The following is a 21130-nucleotide window of genomic DNA, read 5'->3' as shown; positions in this document are numbered from 1 at the left end:
GATACCGCGACAGCTCTAAGCGGTGGTGCTCATGACTGGAATCGAACCAGCGACCTCTTCCTTACCAAGGAAGTGCTCTACCGACTGAGCTACATGAGCACAAAAAAACACAGCGACGAGATCAATGGAGCGGGAGACGGGAATCGAACCCGCACCATCAGCTTGGAAGGCTGAGGTTCTACCATTGAACTACTCCCGCCCTGCGCGGAACTCGTCTAACAGGCCGCAACAGCGTATTTCCATTTGCGTTTGCAACCCTGCTTTCCAGCCCGACCCGGTTACCCGGAGCAATGAGCTGGTGGAGGGAGGTGGATTCGAACCACCGAAGGCGTAAGCCAGCAGATTTACAGTCTGCCCCCGTTGGCCGCTTGGGTATCCCTCCAACAAAGAACGGCTATTGTGTGGATCGAGGCCGGATGTGTCAACACCTTGACGATGCTGAACAGCGGTTTTTTCGAGATTTTTCCGATCAAGCCGACGCAGCGGTTCAGTCGTTTCCGGCGCCGCGCGTATCGACCAGCTGCTGCATGCTCTTGGAAAGCTCAAGCAGATGCAGGGCCTCCTGCTGCAGACGCCGCTCGTTCTCGTCACGGGGCGTCCATTGAGGCACCGGCGCAGGCTTTCCATCGGGCTTGTCCAGCGCGACAAACACCATCACGCAACTGGTCGCCAGGCGCTCTTCACCGGTACGAAGGTCACGCGCCAGCACGTCAACCGCCATCTGCATGCTGGAGCGGCCGGTATGAATCAGCTTGGCCCGTACCGCCACCAGATCACCGATCAGGATCGGCTTGACGAACTGGATGCCACTGATCGCCGCCGTCACACAATAGGCACCACTCCAGGCCACGGCGCAGGCGTACCCCGCCTGGTCGATCCATTTCATCACCATGCCGCCGTGCACCTTGCCGCCGAAATTGACGTCGGTGGGCTGGGCAAGAAAACGAAAAGTCACTTCATGCTGCTGGCCTGACATGTGCTCTCCAACGGACTAAGCCAACGATTGGAAGACGCCATTATGCCCGCTTACCACGCGTCGCCGGCAGAATCATTTTCATCGGCGTCACCCGCAAGCCATTGTGCGAAATCTGCTCAGGCCCGGTGGCGCGGAAACCGAAGCGCAGATAGATCGGCACCCCGCAGCGCGTGGCATTGAGCGTAAAGCGACGCGTACCCGCACGGCGCACGGCATCCCGCATGGTCCGTTGCCACAACCGCCGGGAAATGCCGCGGCCCTGGTAGCGCGTACTGACGAAGAAGTGAACCAGATGGCAATCGTCCCGCATGCCCGAAACGCCAACCAGCACATCACCGAGATAACCGAGATAGAAACGCTGGCCTTCCACGATTTTTTCGCGCAAAAACCTGGTGGTGATGCGCAAAAGAAAGGCTTGCCCGGCCTTGCGCGGCTGATCCGGCAAAACCCAGCGACGCACCACGCGGCGTATCAGGGTCGCCACGGCGGGCGCGTCTTCAGGCCGTGCCAGGCGGATACGCAACAGCTGTTCGGACATAGGAAGACCCGCGCAATCATCTGCTCCCAGGGCCTGTTTACACTATTTGCGTAGCTCGCAAATAGTGTAAACAGGCCCTGGCGCGGCAAGAATCGGCGCACGAAAAAAGCCCCGCCTGAGCGGGGCTTTGATATTCGCCGATCGTATGGGTTAGACGTTGAACAGGAAGTGCAACACGTCGCCGTCCTTGACCACGTAATCCTTGCCTTCCTTGCGCAGACGCCCCGCCGCCGCCGCGCCAGACTCACCCTTGTACTGGATGAAGTCATCGTAGGAGACCGTTTCGGCACGGATAAAGCCGCGCTCGAAATCGGTATGAATCACCCCGGCCGCTTGCGGTGCGGTGAAGCCACGCTTGATGGTCCAGGCACGCACTTCTTTCACGCCTGCAGTGAAATAAGTCTGCAGATTAAGCAGCTTGTAACCGGCGCGAATCACTCGGTTGAGGCCAGGTTCTTCCAGACCGAGATCCTTGAGGAATTCATCGCGGTCGGCGTCTTCGAGCTGCGAGAGCTCTTCTTCGATGGCCGCGCATACCGGCACCACTTCGGCGCCCTCGGCAATGGCACGAGTACGCACGGCGTCGAGATGCGGATTGTTCTCGAAGCCATCTTCGCGGACGTTCGCGATGTACATCAGCGGCTTGAGGGTGAGCAGGAACAGATCGCGCACCAGCGCCTTTTCGTCCTCATCCAGGCCAAGGCTGCGCGCAGTCTTGCCTTCGTTGAGGCCGGCAGCGAGCTTCTGCAGCACCGGCTTCTTGGCCAGCGCCTCCTTGTCATTGGCCTTGGCCGCACGCTCGGCGCGATTCAACGCCTTCTCGACCGAATCGAGATCGGCCAGCGCCAGCTCGGTGTCGATCGTTTCGATGTCGGCAATCGGATCAACCTTGCCGGCTACGTGCACGATGTCACCGTGCTCGAAGCAGCGCACCACGTGCGCAATCGCATCGACTTCGCGGATGTGCGCGAGGAACTTGTTACCCAGACCCTCGCCCTTCGAGGCACCAGCCACCAGGCCGGCGATATCGACGAACTCCACCGCAGTGGGAATCACCTTCTGCGGATTGACGATATCCGACAACGCCTGCAGGCGCGCATCCGGCACCGGCACCACTCCCACGTTCGGTTCGATGGTGCAGAAGGGAAAGTTCGCCGCGGCAATGCCCGCCTTGGTCAACGCGTTGAACAGGGTGGATTTGCCGACGTTAGGCAGGCCGACGATGCCGCATTTGATGCCCATGATGCTGGATCCAGGAATAAAGAATCTAAAAACGGAATAGTAAAACGGCAGCTTGACCGTTTAACGCTTCTCGGGTGTGTGGAGCTGCTGCATCGCCTTGTCGAACTGCCCGTCGACTGCCAGCGGCAAAACGTCCAGTGCACGGCCGAGGCCATCGATGATGGCATCCTCGTCCTTGGCGGAAGGGCGACCCAGCACCCATGGGGTGACCTGATCGCGATGCCCAGGATGCCCGATGCCCACGCGCAGACGGTGGAATTTGCCATGTCCGAGGTGGGCCATGATGTCGCGCAAGCCGTTCTGTCCACCGTGGCCGCCGTCGAATTTCATGCGCACGGTGCCGGCGGGAAGATCCAGATCGTCATGCGCAACCAGGCATTCTTCGGGCTCGATCTTGTAGTAGCGCAGCGCCGAGGCCACGGCGATGCCGCTCTTGTTCATGAAGGTCGCCGGCTTCAGCAGCCATACGGGCTCGCCATCGATGCGCACTTTGCAGGTTTCGCCATGCAGCTTGCCGTCGAAACCGAAGCGCTCGCCCTGCCCCGTTGCCAGGGCGTCAACAAACCAGAACCCGGCGTTGTGCCGGGTTCTGAGATATTCGGTACCGGGATTGCCCAGTCCGACGATGAGTCGTAGACCTGCCATGTGTCGGATTGACTTGGCCGCAAGATTGGCTCCTCACCCCAACCCTCTCCCCGGAGGGGAGAGGAAGGAAGGCGCCATGCCGACTTACTTCTTGGTGGCGTCGCCGGCGGCGGGCTTGGCGGCCTCGCCTTCGGGAGCACCTTCGGCAGCCGGAGCTTCGTCCACTTCTTCCTGCACGGTCACGGCGGTGACTACCGCTGCGTCGTGATCGGCGCCCAGATGCAGGGCCGGAATCTCAACGCTGGCCGGCAGCTTGAGCTGCGACAGGTGGACGATGTCGCCGGGCTTCAGGTCGATCAGGTCGAGTTCGATGAACTCCGGCAGATCCTTCGGCAAGCAGGAAACTTCCACTTCGTTGAGGTTGTGCGAAATGACCACGCCAGCGGTCTTGCCGGCCGGGGACTTTTCCTGATTGAGGAAGTGGAGCGGCACATTCACGCGAATCGCTTCGTTCTCGTTGATGCGCAGGAAGTCCATGTGCAGCATCTGCTGCTTGAACGGGTGCTTCTGCCAGTCACGCACCAGCACCTTCTGCACCTTGCCGTCGACATTCAGGTCGAGCACCGAGGAGAAGAACCACTCATTCCTGGCGGCGAGCAGGATGGTGTTGTGTTCGATCTGGATGCTTTCAGCGGGCTGGCCCGCACCGTAAACAACGGCCGGCACGAAAGCGGCACGACGCAGGCGGCGGCTCGCACCTTTCCCCTCGTCCTTGCGGCCTTGCGCCAGAATCTCATGAGTCTTAGCCATGTCAGTATTGCCTTGGTTTGGAAGCCGCCTCACGGCGACGAGACTGACTCCCCCGCGACCAGAGGAGCCGGATTGTCCGCTTATGCGGACGGAAAAGCGCGCAAGTATACGGGATTTTGGGGCCTAACGCCAAAAGCAGGGGCGAAGGGCCAGTAGCGTGGCTCGCGGCCAGCCGGGGGCGTGCCGCCGTCGCTACTAGCCCCTAATCCCTGGCCCAGCCCAACTCAGTCGATATAGAGCGAGCTGACCGACTCACCGAAGGCGATACGGCGGATCGTCTCGGCCAGCAACTCGGCGACCGACAGCTGGCGGATCTTGGCGCAGGCCTTGGCGTCCTCGCGCAGCGGCAGGGTGTTGGTCACCACCAGCTGGTCAAGCTGGGAACCCTCGACATTGCGGATCGCCGCACCGGACAACACCGGATGCACGCAGTACGCCACCACCTTGCGGGCACCGCGCTCCTTGAGGGCCGCGGCCGCAGCGCACAAGGTGCCGGCGGTGTCGACGATGTCGTCCACCATCACGCAGGTCTTGCCCTCGACGTCGCCGATAATGTTCATCACGGTGGCGACGTTGGCCTTGGGACGGCGCTTGTCGATGATGGCCAGATCGGCGTCATCCAGGCGCTTGGCGATGGCGCGGGCGCGCACCACGCCACCCACGTCCGGACTGACCACGATCAGGTCGTCCATGCTGTAGTTGCGCCAGATGTCAGCCAGCAGGATCGGCGAGGCGTAGACGTTATCCACCGGCACGTCGAAAAAGCCCTGGATCTGGTCGGCGTGCAGATCCACCGTCAGCACACGGTCCACACCGGCGGTACCGATCAGGCGGGCCACCAGCTTGGCCGTGATCGGCACGCGCGCCGAGCGCGGGCGGCGATCCTGGCGGGCGTAGCCGAAGTACGGAATGACCGCCGTGACGCTGGCGGCGGAAGCGCGCTTGAGCGCGTCGACCAGGGTCAACAGTTCGAACAGGTTTTCCGCGCTCGGCGCACCCGTGGGCTGCAGCACGAACACTTCCTGTCGACGAACGTTCTCTTCGATTTCGATCTGGACTTCGCCGTCGCTGAACTTGCCGACCAGCGCCTTGCCTAGCGGCACACCCAGTCGATGAGCGACATCTTCAGCCAAGGCACGGTGAGCGTTGCCGGCAAACAGCATCGGGCTGGATGTATCCACGGTTGTTTCCTCAGAAACCAGGCCATTGTGTGAATGGCTGGGGCGGTAGGATTCGAACCTACGCATGCGGGAATCAAAATCCCGTGCCTTAACCAGCTTGGCGACGCCCCAGTGTTACTACTCGTTTTGGTTTTGCAGTCTGCTTCCTGGCCAGCCGGTTAACGCGTTGCAGCGTGGCGCACCAGCGCCCGATGCAACGGCGACAACCCGACGCCCTCGACCACTCGGGCCGTGAACGTGACCGGACAGCGCCTGGCGACTGCCTCAGCCCGTTCGGGCGTTGCCGTTTCGAGGAAAACGCAACCACCGCTGCCGGAAAGCCGCGCGTGGCCGTGGCTTCCGAGCCAATCCAGTGCCGCTGCGACCCGTGGGTAGCGCGAGCGAACGACAGGCTCGTACACGTTCTCCAACGTTTCGCCGGAAGCAAAGGATGAAATTGTGGCGGCGGGCGCATTACGTGTCAATTCAGTTGCTTGAAATAAATCAACAGTTCGCACGTTTTCGTGTGTATCAAGCAACACGTACCAGCGCCTGGGCAGCTTGATCGGCTTGATGTGCTCGCCTGCACCCGTGACCCACGCCGAGCGGCCACGAACGAAAACCGGCACCTCCAGCTCAAGCTGCCGCCCCAGATCGTCGAGTTCGTCGAGGCCCAATCCACAGCCCCAGACTTGATTCAAGCCGACCAGCACGGTGGCGGCTACCGAGCCATTCCCACCCAGGCTGGCATCGACGGACGTGCGCTTCTCGATCGCTATGTCCGCACCGGTGCGGATGCCAGCGCGTTCCCGCAACAATTCTGCCGCGCGCACGGCGTGTTCGTCTTGCGAGTGAATCTGCTCGTCAGCACGCGCACGCAGGCGAACTTCATCGCTCCAGTCGAGCAGCCGCATCACCGTCTGCGTTTCATCTTGACCGTTCTCACGCAACCCGATGATGCGCAGGAACAGATCGAGCTTGGCCGGCGCCGGCCACACGGTCCATTCATGCGCAAGCGGACGTGACAACGGGCGCGACATGAACACGCGCAACGTATCCGGAAAACCGTTCTCACGATCGCGCTCGCGTGCATAGGCAAACGCCGGATCGTGCTTATCCACGATCGCAAATCCGTGCCTGGCGTAAAACGGCGCGTTCCACGGCACGTCGGCCAGGGTACCGAGATCGACCCGGTGATAACCCGCCGCCCTCGCCCAATCGCAGGCGTGATTCAACAGCGCCGCACCGATGCCGCGCCGGCTGTATTCGGGCAGCACATCGATCTCGGCGATGCCCGCAACATCACTGCCCTGCTCGGTATCGAGCCAGACGAAACCCACCGGTTCGTCGCGACCATCCGGCAAAGCCACCCACACCAGCCCGCGCTGGATCTCCTCTTCTAATTGCTCGGGCGGGATCGAAACAGCGGAATAGAACCGCCACGCCTTGTGCTGCCGGAACATCTCCACAGCAGCGCGTTCGATCGCGCAAATCGCGTCGACATGCGTCCGGACGGCACGTTCAATACGGAATGACATGGGCAAGTTGAACCAGGCGCGTTACTGCAACGTCCAGGAGCTGATCACCAGCCGGACGGAATAAGGTGGTTTTTCGGCAAAAACCTTGGCCGGCAATGGCGGTTGATGTGTGCTATCCCACACAGGGTAGCTGATCGCCCAACCGCCCTGCTGCAACAACGACGGCAGCTTGTCGTCACCAAAGCTCAATTCGGCTTCCTGTCCTTGCGTACGCACGCCCAGAACCCACGCACGTAGTTCATCCAGCGGGATGTCCCAGCCCAAGGCGCGACGCATCAGTTCTTCCGCATTGGCACCCTGTAACGGGCCACCCTCCAGCCCTTCCAGCAACGCACCGTCAGGACCGCCGCTAAGACGGAAGCTCTTGCCGGAAATCGGCGCACGCAAGGTGAACTCGTAGCGATCGCCGTTTTGAATCCAGGTCAACACGCCGCTACCGCCGTCCTTGCCATTGGACACGCCAAGGCGGCCCTGCAAGGTCCAATGATCGACGTTTGCCAATTGCTGCTCACGCACCGCCTGCTGTGCCAGCGATGCGGCATCGCCTTTGTTGCGCACGACTTGTTGTGGCGCACAGGCAGCCAGCAGCAGCGGTGCGAGCGCTGCGAGAAAACGGAGCGATGATTTCATGGCTGGAGACGCTTCAAGGTTTCTTGCAGGCTGGTGTTGTGGGGATCCATGCGACGCACTTCATCGAAGACCTGTTGCGCCTGATCGTGCTGTCCCTGCTTCCACAGCACTTCGCCCAGATGCACGCCCACATCGGCATCCTTGCCTGCCTGCCATGCGCCACGCAACACCTGCGCAGCCTGATTGAGATGACCGAGCCGGTATTGCAGCCAGCCCCAGGAATCGGCAATGGAAGGATCGTTGGGCTTCGCAGCACGCGCCGCGGCGATCAATTTTTCGGCTTCCGGCAGATCGCGCCCGGCATCGGCCAAGGTAAAGCCGAGTGCATTGCTGGCGTCAATGTCGTCCGGCTTGATCTGCAGCAGGCGGCGGAAATCCGCCACCGCCTGATCGATCTTGCCGATCTCAGCATAAGCCAGGCCACGGCCGTACAAGAGATCCGGATCATCCGGCACCACTTGCAGCGCATGCGTAAAGGCATTGGTGGCTTCCGCATAGCGCTTCTCGCGCAGGTACAGATCCGCATCCACTTCATAGGCGCGGCGCAGCTGCGCGGGCTGATCGAGATAATCAGTCTGCATCTCGGCCAATTGCTGATGCGCTTCGGCACTGCGCCCAAGGTCCTGCAGGATGATCGCGGTGCGCAGATCGGCGTCGAAGGCATGGTCGTCGTCGTCCGACACCTGGTCATACCATTTCAGCGCCTCTTCCTTGCGGCCAAGCACTTCGGCCAGTTGGCCGAGCAAATAGGCACTGGCGGTACGCACATCGTCCGGCGCCTGCGAGAGCTGTTTGTAGACCTGCTCGAGTGACTTGTTGTCCTTGGCACTGGCTGCCAGCGCCGCGCGCATGGCATAGGTCTGCGCGTTCTGCGGACCTTTCTCCAGCAACCTGGTGGCCTGCGCGTACTGACCGCTCTGCCCGAGCAAGGATGCATAGGTCAGGCGCAGCCCGATATTGGTGGGATCCTTCACCTGCGCCTGCTTCAACAGACTCAGGCCACCGGTGCGATCGCCATTGTCGAGCTTGAGTTGTGCCGCCCAGGCATACGTCTCAGCCGTGCCGAAACGCTTCATCGCGGCATCGGCAATCTGCTGGGCATACTGGTGGCGACCGAGCTGCTCACCCAGCTGACTCATCGCCAGCCAGGCCTTCGGATCCGGCGGCAGACTGCTGGGCGTGGCCAGCGACTCCAGCAGATTGGAGGCCAAGGCAGCGTCTCGGCTGCCGATGAGCACGCGCCCGAACATCCGCCAGGCGTCTTTGTCGCCACTGGCCAGCAGCAGCGAAAGCTGGTGCCGGGCCTCGTCGGTCTTGCCCTGCTCCACCGCCAGCTCGGCCCGCGCCTGGGCCAACTGGGCGGGGGTGGCGCCAAGCGCCTGCCAGCGGTCGATGGCCTGCCGCGCAGCATCCGGATCATGGATGGCGATCGCCAGAGCGGCAGCCTTGCCGGCCACCTCCGGATCGTGCGAAATCATCATCGCCTTGCCGTAAGCCTGGGAGGCGGCCTTGAGATCCGCCCCGGACAACGCCAATTCACCGGCCATGAGCTGGGCCAGCAGATCGTGGTCCAGGTCTGGCGTAGCTACCGTCATCTGCGCCAACGGCTGCGGGGTTGTTTTCGATGTGACGCTAGCCCGATTGGGTATCGCGGCACATCCTGCCACCCCAAGCACGACTAAACCTACAGCTACATACTGCCGCACTTGCTTGAACTTGGCCGTCCCGCTCAGCACACTATTCCTCCAGATCTTCTTTCGGTTCCGGTTACATCCGGCCATGTCTAGTCTACGCCGGCCAACGCCCGTCGCCCCCAATCGCATCACGTCATGAAGCTGATCGCCCTCGGGCTCAACCACCTTACCGCGCCGGTCAGCTTGCGCGAGCAGGTGGCGTTCGACGTGGATGCAACCGGTACCGCACTGCGCGACCTGACCCAGCAACCCGGTGTCGACGAGGCAATGATCCTGTCCACCTGCAACCGCACCGAGCTTTACGTCAGTGTGGCGGCAGGTGCGGAAGACGTGCCGCAGGAATGGCTCAATCGTCACCATCGTCTGACTCCGGGCAAGCTTGACGAGTTCCTTTATCGGCATGATGACGAAGCAGCCGTGAGGCACATGTTTCGGGTCGCGACCGGGCTGGACTCGATGGTGCTGGGCGAACCGCAGATCCTCGGCCAGGTGAAGGATGCCTACCAGCAGGCGCGCGAGGTCAACACCCTCAAAACCCCGATGGACCGCCTGCTGCAGCACACCTTTGCGGTCGCCAAGCGAGTCCGCACCGACACGCGCATCGGTGCACACACCGTATCCGTGGCCTTTACTGCCGTACGCCTGGCGGAGCGGGTATTCACTGATTTGCGTCAGGCTTGCGTGCTGCTGATCGGCGCAGGCGACACCATCGAACTGGCGGTACGTCATCTGGCGGAAAAGCAAGTCCGCCGGCTGATCGTAGCCAATCGCACCCTGGAAAATGCGCAGGAGCTTGCGAGTCGCCACGGCGGCTACGCCATCGGCCTGCACGACCTTCCGCAGCATCTGGCCGAAGCGGACATCGTGATCGCCTCCACCGCTGCGCGGCAGCCGGTGCTGACCCGCGCGATGGTGGAAAAGGCGATTGCCACCCGCCGCCGCAAGCCGATGTTCATGGTCGATATCGCCGTACCGCGCGATATCGAACCGTCGGTGGGCGAGCTCGATGACGTCTACCTCTACGGTATCGACGACCTGCGCCAGGTGATCGACGACAACCGTCGCTCGCGCGAGAACGCTGCGCGTGAAGCCGACGCCATCATCGACCTGCAAGTCGAACGCTACATGGCGTGGCGTCGTGCGCTCACCGTGAAAAATCCTGCGCTGGATCTGCGCCATCACGCCGAAATCTATCGCGACCAGGTCCTGGAAAAAGCGCGCGCGATGCTCGCCCGCGGCAAGTCGGCGGACGAGGCGTTGTCGTTCCTCGCCAACACGCTCACCAACAAACTGCTGCATCACCCCAGCGCACGCCTGCGTGCGGCCGCGCTCAGCGGGGATCACGATCTACTGCACGCCGCCGGTCGCCTGTATGGACTGGACGAGGACGCGAAAGCCGGCACGACGGACGAATCCTTCGAGGACAAATAGCGAGGGCGGCTGGCTGCCGCGTTCCATCGGTTTCCAGGCTGCGAGCATCCTGCTCGCCCCTCGTCCCTCGCTTTCCGCCGCTGTCCATGACGCCATCCATACGCCGCAAACTCGAAGCCATCGCCGAACGCCACGAAGAAATCGGCCTGTTACTCGGTCAGCAAGACGTCCTGGCCGACAACACCCGCTTTCGCGAACTGTCGCGCGAATATGCCCAGCTCGAACCGGTGGCCGACGCCATGCGCGAACAAACGGGCATCGAGCGCGAACTGGCCGATGCGCGCGCCATGCTCGACGATCCGGAGCTGCGTGACATGGCCGAGGACGATATCACTCGCCTGGAGACGCGCGCGGCCGAACTGGACGGCGAATTGCAGTTGCTGCTGATCCCCAAGGATCCGCGCGACGACGCCAACCTGTTCCTGGAAGTGCGTGCCGGTTCCGGCGGCGACGAAGCAGCCATTTTTGCGGGCGATCTATTCCGCATGTACACCCGCTACGCCGAGCGCCAACGCTGGCAGGTCGAAGTGCTTAGCGAGAATCCCGGTGAACACGGCGGCTACAAGGAAATCGTCGCCCGGATCGAAGGCCGCGGGGCGTTCTCCCAGCTCAAGTTCGAATCAGGCGTGCATTGCGTCAAGCGCGTGCCGGTGACCGAGTCGCAAGGGCGCGTGCACACCTCGACCGCCACGGTCGCCGTGTTGCCCGAACTGGATGACATCGAAGAGATCGAGCTCTCCCCGGCCGACCTGAAAATAGACACCTTCCGTGCCTCGGGCGCGGGCGGCCAGCACGTCAACAAGACCGACTCGGCCATCCGCATCACCCATCTGCCCAGCGGCATCGTGGTGGAATGCCAGGACGAGCGCAGCCAGCACAAGAACCGCGCCCGCGCTATGAGCCTGCTCAAGGCCCGCCTGCTCGATGAAGCGCAATCCAAGCAGAGCGCCGAACAGGCCCACACGCGGCGGCTGCAAGTAGGCACCGGTGACCGCAGCCAACGCATCCGTACCTATCGTTATAAGGACAGCCTGGTCACCGACCATCGCATCGGTCTGGACCTGCACCGCCTGCCGGACATCATGCAGGGCGATCTGGCTGAGCTGATCGGCACGCTGACCCGCGAACACCAGGCCGACGAGTTGAAATCGCTGGCCGGCGGCTGATTGAGGAGTGAGAAATTAAGAAGTGAGGAGTGAGTAAGAGCGGCTGGATCGCGTTACGCTTAGGCTGCATTCTCAAGGGGCACTTTCACACACCTCCACAGCTCTCCGGCACAGCCGGCTGGCAGGACGGCCTTTACTCACTTCTCACTCCTCTTCACTCACTCCTGGCTCCATGACTGACGCACTGCCCAATGACATCGCCCCGATCCTGCAACGGCTCAACGAGCTGCTGCAGCGCGACGCCAACGAAGAAGCCGCCAATCTCGGAGCACTCGCGCGTCGGCAGTTCCCAGTGTCGGCCGATCTACTTCGCTTGCACGGGGTCGCCCTGCTGCGCGTGGGCCGCCAGCGCGATGCGCAGATGGCGATGACTCGCGCCGCCGAGCTGGCGCCAGGCAACATCGAGGTGCAGTGCAATCTGGCCAGCATGGCCATGGCCGAGGGCAAGCTGGGTGCGGCGATTGAACGCCTGCAAAAGGCGCTGACTCATGCACCGGGACATCCGGCCCTGCTGCAGGTGCTTGGCACCGCTTACATGGCCGGCGGCCAGCACGTGCACGCACGCGATGCCTTTGCCCTGGCGGTGAAAAACATGCCGCAACATCCCTCCATCCGGCTCAACCTGGCCTCCGCAGAAATGGAGCTGGGGCGTCTGCCGGAAGCCGAAGTGCAGGTACGTCAGGCCTTGCAGCACGCACCGTCTTCCGATCTGGCCCACGCCATGCTCGGCCACATGCTGCACATGCAACGCCGCCCGCGGGACGGCGCGGCCATGCTGCTGCAAGCGGGCAAACTGGCGCCGAACAATGTGCAGCACATGTTCCAGGCCGCCATGATGCTGGATGAAGCCGGCGACGTGATCGGTGCCCATGAAGCCTTCACCGATGCCTTGTCGCGCAACCCGGAGGCGATTCCGGTGGTCGGGCAGTTGCTGTTTGTCCGCCGTCGGCTGTGCCGTTGGCGAGACATCGATGCATTGAGCGAGCAAGTGATACTTGCCGTGTCGGAAGGCCAGCCCGGCGTACATCCCTTTGCCTTTCTCGCCGAGGACACCGACGCCGCACTGCAATTGCGCTGCGCCAAGACCTACGCGTCCGTACTCGAACAGCAAGCGGCAGACTTTCGGCAACAGTTCAACCTGCGCCATCCCGTACCCCTGCCGGACAGTCCGGTTCGCATCGGCATGCTGGCCGATGGTTTCCATGAAACCGCCGTCGGCCAGCACATCGTTGCGTTGATCGAGGCGCTGGCTGATACCGAGCTGGAGATCCATCTGTTCGCCACCACTCCCGATGATGGTGGCGCGGTCCGCCGTCGCTTGTCCGCGGCAGCAACCCTGCACGATGTCTCGGGACTCAATCGCAAACAGGTCGTCTCGCTGATCCACGGCACGGCGATCGAAATCCTGTTCGATCTCAACGGTTATCGCGGACGCGGCAACATCGAGGTGATGTCGTTGCGTGCCGCACCGGTACAAGTGGGCTGGCTGGGCTATACCGGCAGCTCCGGCGCGCCCTGGATGGATTACCTGCTCACCGACGCCATCACCGTTCCCAGCGTGCTGCGTGAGCACGTCAGCGAAAAGGTGATCCGTTTGCCGCGTTGCGCGCAACCGAATGATCCAGGCCGTAGCATGGCCGAAACACCTTCGCGGCAAGCCTGCGGCCTGCCCGAAAACGCGGTCGTGTTTGCCTGCTTCAACGAAAGCTACGCGCTCAATCCGGCCGTCTTTGCCCGCTGCATGCTGATCCTGCAGCAGGTGCCCGATAGCGTGCTCTGGCTGCTTTCCACTTTTGAAGAGACTCACGAGCGCCTGCGCCAGGCGGCCAGCGCACTGGATATCGCACCCGCACGCCTGATCTTCATGCCGCGCCTGCCCTACGCTGAATATCTCGCGCGCTATGCCCATGTCGATCTTTATCTCGATACGCTGCCTGCCAATGCGCGCGCCACCGCGTCGGACGCGCTGTGGGCCGGCTGTCCGGTGCTGACGCGCACCGGCGATACCATGGCCGGACGTACCGTCACCAGCCTGCTGCATCACCTCGGACTACCGGAACTGATCACAGCCGACAGTGTGTCCTTTATAGGCATGGCGACCGCCCTGGGCAATGATCGCGAAGCGCTGGCGACGCTGCGGCGTCATCTTGTACAGCAGCGCAGTCAGAGCCCGCTGTTCGACATGCAAGGTTTTGCCACCGACTTCCACCGTGCCATGCTCGCCGTCAGCGCGCGCTATCGCATCGGCCGACCGCCTGCTGATCTCGACTTGTAGCTTTGCCGCCACAGCCTTTCCTGGAGACAGGCCATGAGCAAGCAAGACAAGCAGTACAACAAGACCATGGAAGCCTTGCAGATCGAGCTGGCCGGTCTGCACCGCTGGCTGAAACGCAGCGGCAAGCGGCTGGTGGTGGTGTTTTAAGGGCGCGACGCAGCCGGCAAGGGCGGCACCATCAAGCGTATTACCGAGAGCATGGACACGCGCGGCTACCGTATCGCCGCACTGGGCAAGCCTGACGAGGTGGAAAGCTCGCAATGGTATTTTCAACGCTACGTGACGCACCTGCCTGCGGCGGGTGAATTCGTGTTGTTTGACCGCAGCTGGTACAACCGCGCCGTGGTCGAGCCCGCAATGGGCTTTTGCAGCAAGGAGCAATACGAAGCATTTCTCGCTGCGGTGCCGGCATTCGAAAAATTGCTTACCGACGACGGCATCATCCTGATCAAGTATTGGCTGGCCGTCGATCAAGAAGAACAGGAGCGGCGCTTTACTTCGCGTGCTGAGGATCCACTCAAGCGCTGGAAGCTTTCTCCGGTCGACCTGGCATCACGCACGAAATACGCTGAGCTTGGCCAGCTGCGCGATGTCATGATCGAACGCACGCATGCCGCCAACGCACCATGGTTCGTGGTCGATTTCAACGACCAAAAGCGTGGTCGCATCAACCTGATCCGGCACCTGCTGGAGCAGGTGCCACGTCACGACAAACCGATACCGCCCGTGAAGCTACCCAAGCTCAAAGGCAAACGCAGGCGCGAAAACATCACCGAAAAAGCGCTATGGGTGCCGGATAGTTTTGATCAATGATCAAACCGGCTCAGCTGACGACAAACCCATTCGCCACCGGCTGCTGATAATCACTGCGCGCCACATCTTCCACCCGTGCAGCGGGAGGGCCCTGCCACAGCCATTGTTCCAGCTTGTGCAGGGTTTCTGACGGGCCACTGGCCACCACTTCCACCCGGCCGTCGGTCAGATTGCGGGCATAACCGTTCAAGCCAAGCCTGAGCGCTTCGTTGCGCGTGCTGGCGCGAAAGAACACGCCTTGCACTCGGCCGCTGACCAGGAAGCGCGCACTGCTCATGCCGTCACTTTCCGATGGCGGCACTCAGCAAAGCCGGGGTAACCGGTCCCGTGAACTCCTTGGCCACCTTGCCATCCGGGCCGATCAGCCAGGTCATGGGCAGGCCACTCGGCTCATCAAAATCTTTCAGCGGCTTGTCCATCGTGACCTGCGCCACAGGATAGGTCACGGGATGCTTTTGCAAGAAGGCGCGGATGTCGGCCGGATCGGTATCGTCGTAGGCAATGCCGATGGCCGAGACGTTCGGATGCGTCGCCACGAAATGCGAGATATCCGGTAATTCCTTGATGCACGGTCCACACCAGGTGGCCCAGAAATTCACGATCACCCAATGGCCGCGCTGGGTTGCCAGATCGTAGGGTTTGCCGTCGAGCGTCGTCACCTTCAGCGATGGTTGCGCCGGCATGGCGGCAAAAACGGGAGTCGCCAGGGCGCATGCGGCGAGCAGTAGCGACGATGCAAACAGCTTCATGTTTCCGATTCCAGGGGATGTGAGACGGGGTGCTTGGGCGATGTTGCCGCGTTGACAGGATAAACCTTGTCCAAGTGTGCACCCAGGGTTGACTGCAGCGCATGTGCCACTTTGGTGAGCAGCGACAACAATTCCGGCGGCAGCGCGATGCCCGCGGCGGCGGCCTGCTCGGCAGGGTTCAACGGCATGCGGTAACGATTGTTTCGATAGACATGCAGCAGATCCGTGCTGTCGAGACTACGGATCAGCAGCCATTGTCCGGTCTCGTTGCGCTGGATCAATCCGCCGCGTGACAAATCCTCGAAATACGTCACGATGGTGGTGCTGCGCAAGCAAGGTTCCGCAGCTCGTATCGCCACGGGATCAACACCGTGCCCTGCGCGCTGTGCCTCGATGAAGTGCCGCAGCACGACCAGCAGGCCGAGAAATTCGGCGCCTTCCGGCATGACATCACACGGCTTCTGATATTCAAATGCCGACACGGATGCCGCCACTGAAGCACACAGAATCACAATCACCCACGACAGATAAATCCACAGCAGCAACAACGGAATAATCGCCAATGCCCCGTAGATCTGCTGGTAGTTATGCGCATGCCGCACATAGTGGGTAAACAGCCAGCGGGCGCCCTCGAACAGCAAGGCGCCGAGCAAGGCGCCTATCGCCGTATGTCTTTTGTTGACACGACGATTGGGAACGGTGGTGTACATCAGCCATAACGTAAAAAACGTCACCACAAAGGGCACCGCCTTGAGCAACTGCTGGCCGATGCCCAACGACTCTGTGGCAGTGCGCAGCATTGGCACCGCCGCCACGTAGGACGTGAGCGCAATGCCGCCGACCACCAGGATGGGCCCCAGCGTCAACGCTGCCCAGTAAAGCAACAGGCGTGGGCCCCAAGGCCGATGGGCATGTACTTGCCAGATGCGGTTGAGGCGGTCTTCGATGCTGATCATCATCGACACGGCACTGAACAACATCACCAGGATGCTTATGCCGGTGAGCTTTCGCGCGTTGGAGGCAAAATCGATCAGCGCGTTCTGTACGGTCTCGCCCGCCGCGGGCACGAAATTGCTGAAAACGAAATTGATCAGCGTGTCGCGGGCATCCTCGAACATGGGAAAGGCCGCAAACATGGTCAGCACCACCACCGTCAGCGGCACCAGCGAAACCAGGGTGGTGTAGGACAACGCGCCGGCGGTCTCGAAGCATTTGTCGTCGAGAAAGCGCTGCCAGAGAAAATGGCCGAAGGTAAGGGTACGGTCGCGATCAAAACGCAGGTTCATGGTGCCGACTTCCCTGGTACGGACCGTACACTACCCCATCCCGGCGGGGGATGCTCCGAAAAGCCGCGCGCCGACAGCGCTGTGGTCTGCGAACAGACAGGAACGGCAACGCCCACGTAGAATGGATCGGACATTCCTTCGCCCCAAGCTCAATGAGTGACATTCTGGTTCTTTACTACAGCCGCAACGGCCATACCGCCCAACTGGCTCGCCTGATCGCCCGCGGGGTGGAAGAAGTCCCAGACATGCGCGCGCGCCTGCGCCAGGTGCCCCCGGTAGCCCCGGTCACCGAAGTCGCCCAACCTCCGGAGCCCGAAGAAGGCGCGCCCTATGTAACCCTGCGGGACCTGTACGAATGCGCCGGCCTTGCGCTGGGCAGCCCAACTCGCTTCGGCAACATGGCCGCTCCGTTGAAGTATTTCCTGGACAGCACCGGCGCCGAATGGGCGAGCGGCGCGCTGGTCGGCAAACCGGCCGCGGTATTCACCGCCACCAGCACCATGCACGGCGGCCAGGAATCGACCTTGTTGAGCATGGCACTGCCCCTGCTTCATCACGGCATGCTGCTGCTGGGCATTCCCTATACCGAGCCGGCGCTGAGCAGCACACTGAGCGGCGGCACGCCTTACGGCGCCAGCCATGTCGCCGGCGCCAAGGGCGACAACGCGATCAGCGAGCATGAACGCGAACTGGCACGTGCCCTGGGCCGGCGCCTGGCGGATACCGCGCGCAGGCTGGCGATGAACGCATGAGCGCACCGTTATCCGCGACGTCCCGCCTTGGCCTCGCTGCCTGGATCGCGCTCATCGCGCTGCAATGCGCGTGGTACGCATGGCTGTTTCCGCCACAGCAGATGTCGAAAGGGCTGGCCTTGGCGATCACCGTGATCCCGCTGCTGCTGCCCTTTTTCGCCATCCGCAACCCGCGCCGTGCGCTGCTGTGGACCGGCATCCTCAGCCTGTTCTATTTCTGCCATGGCATCGCAGAAGGTTGGAGTTCAACCCAGGAGCGCGGGCCTGCGCTGATGGAAGTGCTGCTGACCTTGTTGTTGATTGGGGCGCTGGGCGCGGGCGTGAAACGTAAGCGCAAGCCACGGCCGGATTAACCGAACACCACCATGCTCTGGCGGCTCAAGGCCACCGGCTCACCGCCAGGTCCCCACAGCATGACCTGCTGGCTGGTATAGCCGTCTTGCGCAGCCTGCAGTTGCGCGTCGATGCGCCAGCCGCTCAATGGCAGGCCTCGGTGATCGGCAAACAGTTCCAGCATCCAGCTCAATGAGCTTCCGGGCGCCGGCTGATCAAGCATCGAGAGCGCAACGGGCGGAATGAAGTCGGCGAACGCAATCACCTGAGCCTCGTCCGCCACGCCATCATCCTTCAAACCCACTTCAACGATCTGGGTCGTCTTGGTGCTGCTGGTGAAAGGGATGTCTCCCTGCAACCACCGCGCATCGAAGTGCTGGGTGAACTGCGGCAACAGGCCGGGCACGTAGCGAAGCACGTGGGGTTTGGCCATCGCCTCGACGTCCGGTTGCGCCGGCCAGATGCGCAACCTGGATTCTCGCGCCGCACCGAAAATGCCGATGACCAGACACGCAGTCGTATCGCCATCCATCAAGCGCGCTTCGACCTGCATCACACTCTTGCCCCGACGCAGAATGCCGGCCGTCATGCGTACGGTTCCAGCGGAAACCGGCGCGATGAAAGCTACCTGCAAGCTACGCAGCGGCACGTCCGCCGGCACAAGCTCGCGCATGACCCGCACCGCCAAGGCTGCCTGCATGCCACCGAAGGCGCTGCGGCCTTGCAGCCAGTCTTCGCTGATCGTCGCAATCCATGCTTTGCCATCGCGACGGACGCTCTTCAACACTTCCGAAAATCGCATGTTCTTGCCTCTAAGCTCAAGACCGCGATGCTACCGGAAGCGCTCGTCGCGGCGCAGCAACGGCGCGAGCCGCAATCGTGCCTATACTGGCATCGACGATTCCACGAGGTGGCTGTCATGGGATTCCTGCAAGACGCTCCGCAACTGTCGCACCCCTATCGTGGCGACCGTTTGTTGATCGCATTGCTCGATCGCGTTTTTCCCTCCAAGCGTCGCGGCGCCCTGGATGCCGATCTCGACGCCTTGGCTGATTACGCACAGATGACCTTCGAGCGCAGCCAACGCAGCGTTCGCCGCAAGCCGGTGTTGACACAGTGGGATGCCTGGGGACGTCGCGTTGATCGGGTCGAATTGACCACTGCGTGGCTGGAGGGCCCGGAACTCACCACGCGCCACGCCATTCTGGCGTCGGGCCATGAAAGTCATGAGCACGCGCGGCTTGCCGAATTTGCCCGTGTCTACGTCTACCACATCGCCAGCGAGTTCTATACGTGTCCGCTGGCGATGACCGATGGCGCAGCGACTGCCCTGAAAGCATCCGGCAACACCTCGCTGATCGATCGCGCACTTCCGCATCTTCTCAGTCGCAACGCACACGATTTCTGGCTGTCCGGACAATGGATGACCGAGAACACCGGCGGCTCGGATGTCGGCAATACCGAGACCGTGGCCAAGCAGGATGCGGATGGCCAGTGGCGACTGTATGGCCGCAAGTGGTTCAGTTCAGCCGTGGTGGGCGAAGCCGCGCTGGCGCTCGCGCGCCCGGAAGGCACAGGGCAAGGACCCGCCGCCCTCGCTTTGTTCTACGTGGAAACCATGGATGGTGTTGAGCGCAAGCCACAGCTGATCATCGATCGCCTCAAAGACAAACTGGGTACACAGGAACTGCCGACCGCGGAGATCCATCTCGATGGCCTGCCCGCATGGCCACTGGGCGAACTCGCGCACGGTGTGCGGCAAGTCGCACCCATGCTTAATGTCACGCGCACCTGGAATGCCATCTGCGCAGTTGCCAGCATGGCGCGCGCCATCGGCCTGGCGCGCGATTACGCCCGGCGGCGGCAAGTCTTTGGCCGTGCGTTGATCGAGCAACCGCTGCACGGGCAAACACTCGCCGACATGCAGGCCGAATTCGAAGGCGCGTTTGCGCTCGCATTCGAAGTGGCGTACCTGTTGGGACGCGTCGAACAGCAGGTCGCCACCCTGCAGGAAACCGCATCGCTGCGCCTGCTGACGCCGCTGGCCAAGTTGTGGACTGGCAAGATGGCAGTCAGCCTGTGCTCGGAGGCCCTGGAGTGTTTTGGCGGCGCCGGCTACATCGAAGACACCGGATTGCCGCAACTGTTGCGCGACGCGCAGGTGTACGCCATTTGGGAAGGCACCACCAATGTGCTGTCGCTGGATAGCTTGCGCGCGCTCGCCGGCAACAACAGCTTCGCCGCGTTGCGCAAGGTCATCGCCGGCTGGCTGAGCGAAGCACACAACGCACAGGCGTCATTCGCGGTACACGCCGCGCTTGATGCGACGGCTACGCATCTCGATGCGCAAAAGATAGAACGCAGCGTGCTGGAGGCCGGTGCGCGCGGTATTGCGACAACACTCGCACGTTGCGCCGCCGCGGCCTTGATGGCGCGTCAGGCTGCATGGTCTTCCTCGCGCGGCGATGAACGTCCGGCGGCCGCGCTGCGGCGCTTCCTCGGCCACGGACTGCTGCGCCTTTCCGACATCAATGGCGAGGACACCCGCCTGCTCCTGGAGTAACGCGCTACGCCCGGCCTGCGGAATGGTTAAAATGCGCATCCACCCCCTCGGCATAACGATCATGCAGCATCTGACCATCGTCACCACCGGCGGCACCATCGACAAGATCTATTTCGACGACAAGTCGGACTACAAGATCGGCGCACCGCAGATCAGCGAGATCCTCAGCCAGCTTGGCGTGGCGTTCCAGTTCGATGTGATCCCGATCCTGCGCAAGGACAGCCTGCACATCAACGACGAAGACCGTTCGCTGATCCGCTCCACCATCGAAGCGCAGCCGCACCGCTACGTACTGGTGACGCATGGTACGGACACGATGGTGGAAACCGCCAAGGAACTCGCCAGCATCAAGGGCAAGGTGATCGTACTGACCGGTGCGCTCAATCCCGCCCGTTTCCAGGGCTCGGATGCCGTGTTCAACATCGGTTGCGCCGTGGCAGCAGTGCAGACGCTGCCGGAAGGTGTTTACATCGCGATGAACGGCCGCGTGTGGGATCCCACCAAGGTTCGCAAGAATCGCGACGCGAACCGATTCGAAGAAGTGCGCTGACGGTAGCGCCGTCTCCCCGCCTCAACGCGGGGAGACGAA

20 protein-coding genes, 4 tRNA genes and 1 pseudogene are annotated in these 21130 nt (G+C 62.2%); 8 read left to right on the top strand and 17 right to left on the bottom strand.

The annotated features are described in order from the left end of the window. Window positions 1-23 precede the first annotated feature (23 nt). From ISP19_RS17390 to ISP19_RS17330, 13 genes are all read right to left on the bottom strand, one after another. Window positions 24-99, bottom strand: a tRNA-Thr gene (locus ISP19_RS17390). 26 nt (window positions 100-125) lie between these two features. Next, window positions 126-199: transfer RNA gene (locus tag ISP19_RS17385), tRNA-Gly, on the bottom strand. A gap of 97 nt (window positions 200-296) precedes the next feature. Beyond that, window positions 297-382 (bottom strand) — tRNA-Tyr (locus tag ISP19_RS17380). Between the two features lie 105 nt (window positions 383-487). Beyond that, window positions 488-976 carry an acyl-CoA thioesterase gene (locus ISP19_RS17375; RefSeq protein WP_204683673.1) on the bottom strand — a complete coding sequence of 163 codons (489 nt, stop codon included), beginning with the start codon at window positions 974-976 and terminating at the stop codon, window positions 488-490. Between the two features lie 40 nt (window positions 977-1016). Further along, window positions 1017-1514, bottom strand: a complete 498-nt coding sequence (locus ISP19_RS17370; protein WP_204683672.1) for a GNAT family N-acetyltransferase — start codon at window positions 1512-1514, stop codon at window positions 1017-1019. Window positions 1515-1664: 150 nt separating this feature from the next. Next, on the bottom strand, window positions 1665-2756 hold the full coding sequence (gene ychF, locus ISP19_RS17365) for a redox-regulated ATPase YchF (RefSeq protein ID WP_204683671.1): 1092 nt from the start codon (window positions 2754-2756) through the stop codon (window positions 1665-1667). A 60-nt stretch (window positions 2757-2816) separates the two neighbouring features. After that, a complete protein-coding gene (gene pth / locus ISP19_RS17360; protein WP_204683670.1) occupies window positions 2817-3401 on the bottom strand; it encodes an aminoacyl-tRNA hydrolase in 585 nt (194 codons plus the stop codon). A gap of 84 nt (window positions 3402-3485) precedes the next feature. Next, window positions 3486-4151, bottom strand: a complete 666-nt coding sequence (locus ISP19_RS17355; protein WP_204683669.1) for a 50S ribosomal protein L25/general stress protein Ctc — start codon at window positions 4149-4151, stop codon at window positions 3486-3488. A 224-nt stretch (window positions 4152-4375) separates the two neighbouring features. After that, on the bottom strand, window positions 4376-5314 hold the full coding sequence (locus ISP19_RS17350; RefSeq protein ID WP_204683860.1) for a ribose-phosphate diphosphokinase: 939 nt from the start codon (window positions 5312-5314) through the stop codon (window positions 4376-4378). A gap of 52 nt (window positions 5315-5366) precedes the next feature. Next, window positions 5367-5443: transfer RNA gene (locus tag ISP19_RS17345), tRNA-Gln, on the bottom strand. 47 nt (window positions 5444-5490) lie between these two features. Further along, the gene (ispE, locus tag ISP19_RS17340; RefSeq protein ID WP_204683668.1) at window positions 5491-6849 is read right to left on the bottom strand and encodes a 4-(cytidine 5'-diphospho)-2-C-methyl-D-erythritol kinase; all 1359 of its coding nucleotides are present in this window, start codon (window positions 6847-6849) and stop codon (window positions 5491-5493) included. A gap of 21 nt (window positions 6850-6870) precedes the next feature. Beyond that, on the bottom strand, window positions 6871-7479 hold the full coding sequence (lolB, locus tag ISP19_RS17335) for a lipoprotein insertase outer membrane protein LolB (RefSeq protein ID WP_204683667.1): 609 nt from the start codon (window positions 7477-7479) through the stop codon (window positions 6871-6873). Further along, the gene (locus ISP19_RS17330; protein WP_239556892.1) at window positions 7476-9074 is read right to left on the bottom strand and encodes a tetratricopeptide repeat protein; all 1599 of its coding nucleotides are present in this window, start codon (window positions 9072-9074) and stop codon (window positions 7476-7478) included. Before ISP19_RS17330 ends, lolB begins: the two co-directional genes overlap by 4 nt. A 234-nt stretch (window positions 9075-9308) precedes the next feature. Here ISP19_RS17330 and hemA point away from each other — a divergent pair, with 234 nt between their 5' ends. The 4 genes and pseudogenes from hemA to ppk2 all read left to right on the top strand — a co-directional run bounded on the left by hemA (window position 9309) and on the right by ppk2 (window position 14858). Further along, on the top strand, window positions 9309-10604 hold the full coding sequence (gene hemA / locus ISP19_RS17325) for a glutamyl-tRNA reductase (RefSeq protein WP_204683665.1): 1296 nt from the start codon (window positions 9309-9311) through the stop codon (window positions 10602-10604). An 86-nt stretch (window positions 10605-10690) separates the two neighbouring features. Further along, window positions 10691-11770, top strand: coding sequence for a peptide chain release factor 1 (gene prfA / locus ISP19_RS17320; protein WP_204683664.1), 1080 nt, complete (start codon window positions 10691-10693; stop codon window positions 11768-11770). Window positions 11771-11942: 172 nt separating this feature from the next. Further along, entirely contained in the window at window positions 11943-14045 is a 2103-nt protein-coding gene (locus ISP19_RS17315; protein WP_204683663.1) for an O-linked N-acetylglucosamine transferase, SPINDLY family protein, read from the top strand. Between the two features lie 33 nt (window positions 14046-14078). Next, window positions 14079-14858: pseudogene (gene ppk2, locus ISP19_RS17310) on the top strand (polyphosphate kinase 2). Window positions 14859-14868: 10 nt separating this feature from the next. Here the strand turns inward: ppk2 and ISP19_RS17305 are convergent. Genes ISP19_RS17305 through ISP19_RS17295 form a run of 3 tightly spaced genes read right to left on the bottom strand, consistent with a single transcriptional unit; the run spans window position 14869 to window position 16893 of the window. After that, the gene (locus tag ISP19_RS17305; RefSeq protein ID WP_204683662.1) at window positions 14869-15135 is read right to left on the bottom strand and encodes an acylphosphatase; all 267 of its coding nucleotides are present in this window, start codon (window positions 15133-15135) and stop codon (window positions 14869-14871) included. Window positions 15136-15139: 4 nt separating this feature from the next. Beyond that, window positions 15140-15607: a TlpA family protein disulfide reductase gene (locus tag ISP19_RS17300; RefSeq protein WP_204683661.1), complete on the bottom strand. Its 468-nt coding sequence runs from the start codon at window positions 15605-15607 to the stop codon at window positions 15140-15142. Next, window positions 15604-16893, bottom strand: coding sequence for a YihY family inner membrane protein (locus tag ISP19_RS17295; RefSeq protein ID WP_204683660.1), 1290 nt, complete (start codon window positions 16891-16893; stop codon window positions 15604-15606). The genes ISP19_RS17300 and ISP19_RS17295 overlap by 4 nt, the downstream gene beginning before the upstream one ends. Before the next feature lie 152 nt (window positions 16894-17045). Here ISP19_RS17295 and wrbA point away from each other — a divergent pair, with 152 nt between their 5' ends. Both wrbA and ISP19_RS17285 read left to right on the top strand, forming a co-directional pair. Beyond that, window positions 17046-17645, top strand: a complete 600-nt coding sequence (gene wrbA / locus ISP19_RS17290; RefSeq protein ID WP_204683659.1) for an NAD(P)H:quinone oxidoreductase — start codon at window positions 17046-17048, stop codon at window positions 17643-17645. Then, window positions 17642-17998, top strand: coding sequence for a DUF2069 domain-containing protein (locus ISP19_RS17285; protein ID WP_204683658.1), 357 nt, complete (start codon window positions 17642-17644; stop codon window positions 17996-17998). Before wrbA ends, ISP19_RS17285 begins: the two co-directional genes overlap by 4 nt. On the opposite strand, the gene ISP19_RS17280 is transcribed toward ISP19_RS17285, so the two are convergent. After that, a complete protein-coding gene (locus tag ISP19_RS17280) occupies window positions 17995-18780 on the bottom strand; it encodes an acyl-CoA thioesterase (RefSeq protein ID WP_204683657.1) in 786 nt (261 codons plus the stop codon). The two genes, ISP19_RS17285 and ISP19_RS17280, sit on opposite strands and share 4 nt — an antisense overlap. A 117-nt stretch (window positions 18781-18897) precedes the next feature. Here ISP19_RS17280 and ISP19_RS17275 point away from each other — a divergent pair, with 117 nt between their 5' ends. Together ISP19_RS17275 and ISP19_RS17270 are read left to right on the top strand one after the other, a co-directional pair. Beyond that, on the top strand, window positions 18898-20541 hold the full coding sequence (locus ISP19_RS17275) for an acyl-CoA dehydrogenase family protein (protein WP_204683656.1): 1644 nt from the start codon (window positions 18898-18900) through the stop codon (window positions 20539-20541). Window positions 20542-20602: 61 nt separating this feature from the next. Continuing rightward, window positions 20603-21091, top strand: a complete 489-nt coding sequence (locus ISP19_RS17270; protein WP_204683859.1) for an asparaginase domain-containing protein — start codon at window positions 20603-20605, stop codon at window positions 21089-21091. Window positions 21092-21130 lie beyond the last annotated feature (39 nt).

Origin of the sequence: Dyella flava, from assembly GCF_016904955.1 — a bacterium.
Taxonomy (GTDB): Bacteria; Pseudomonadota; Gammaproteobacteria; order Xanthomonadales; family Rhodanobacteraceae; genus Dyella_B; species Dyella_B flava.
The sequence above is the reverse complement of the archived record's forward strand: the minus strand, read 5'-3'. Positions and strand labels throughout refer to the sequence as shown.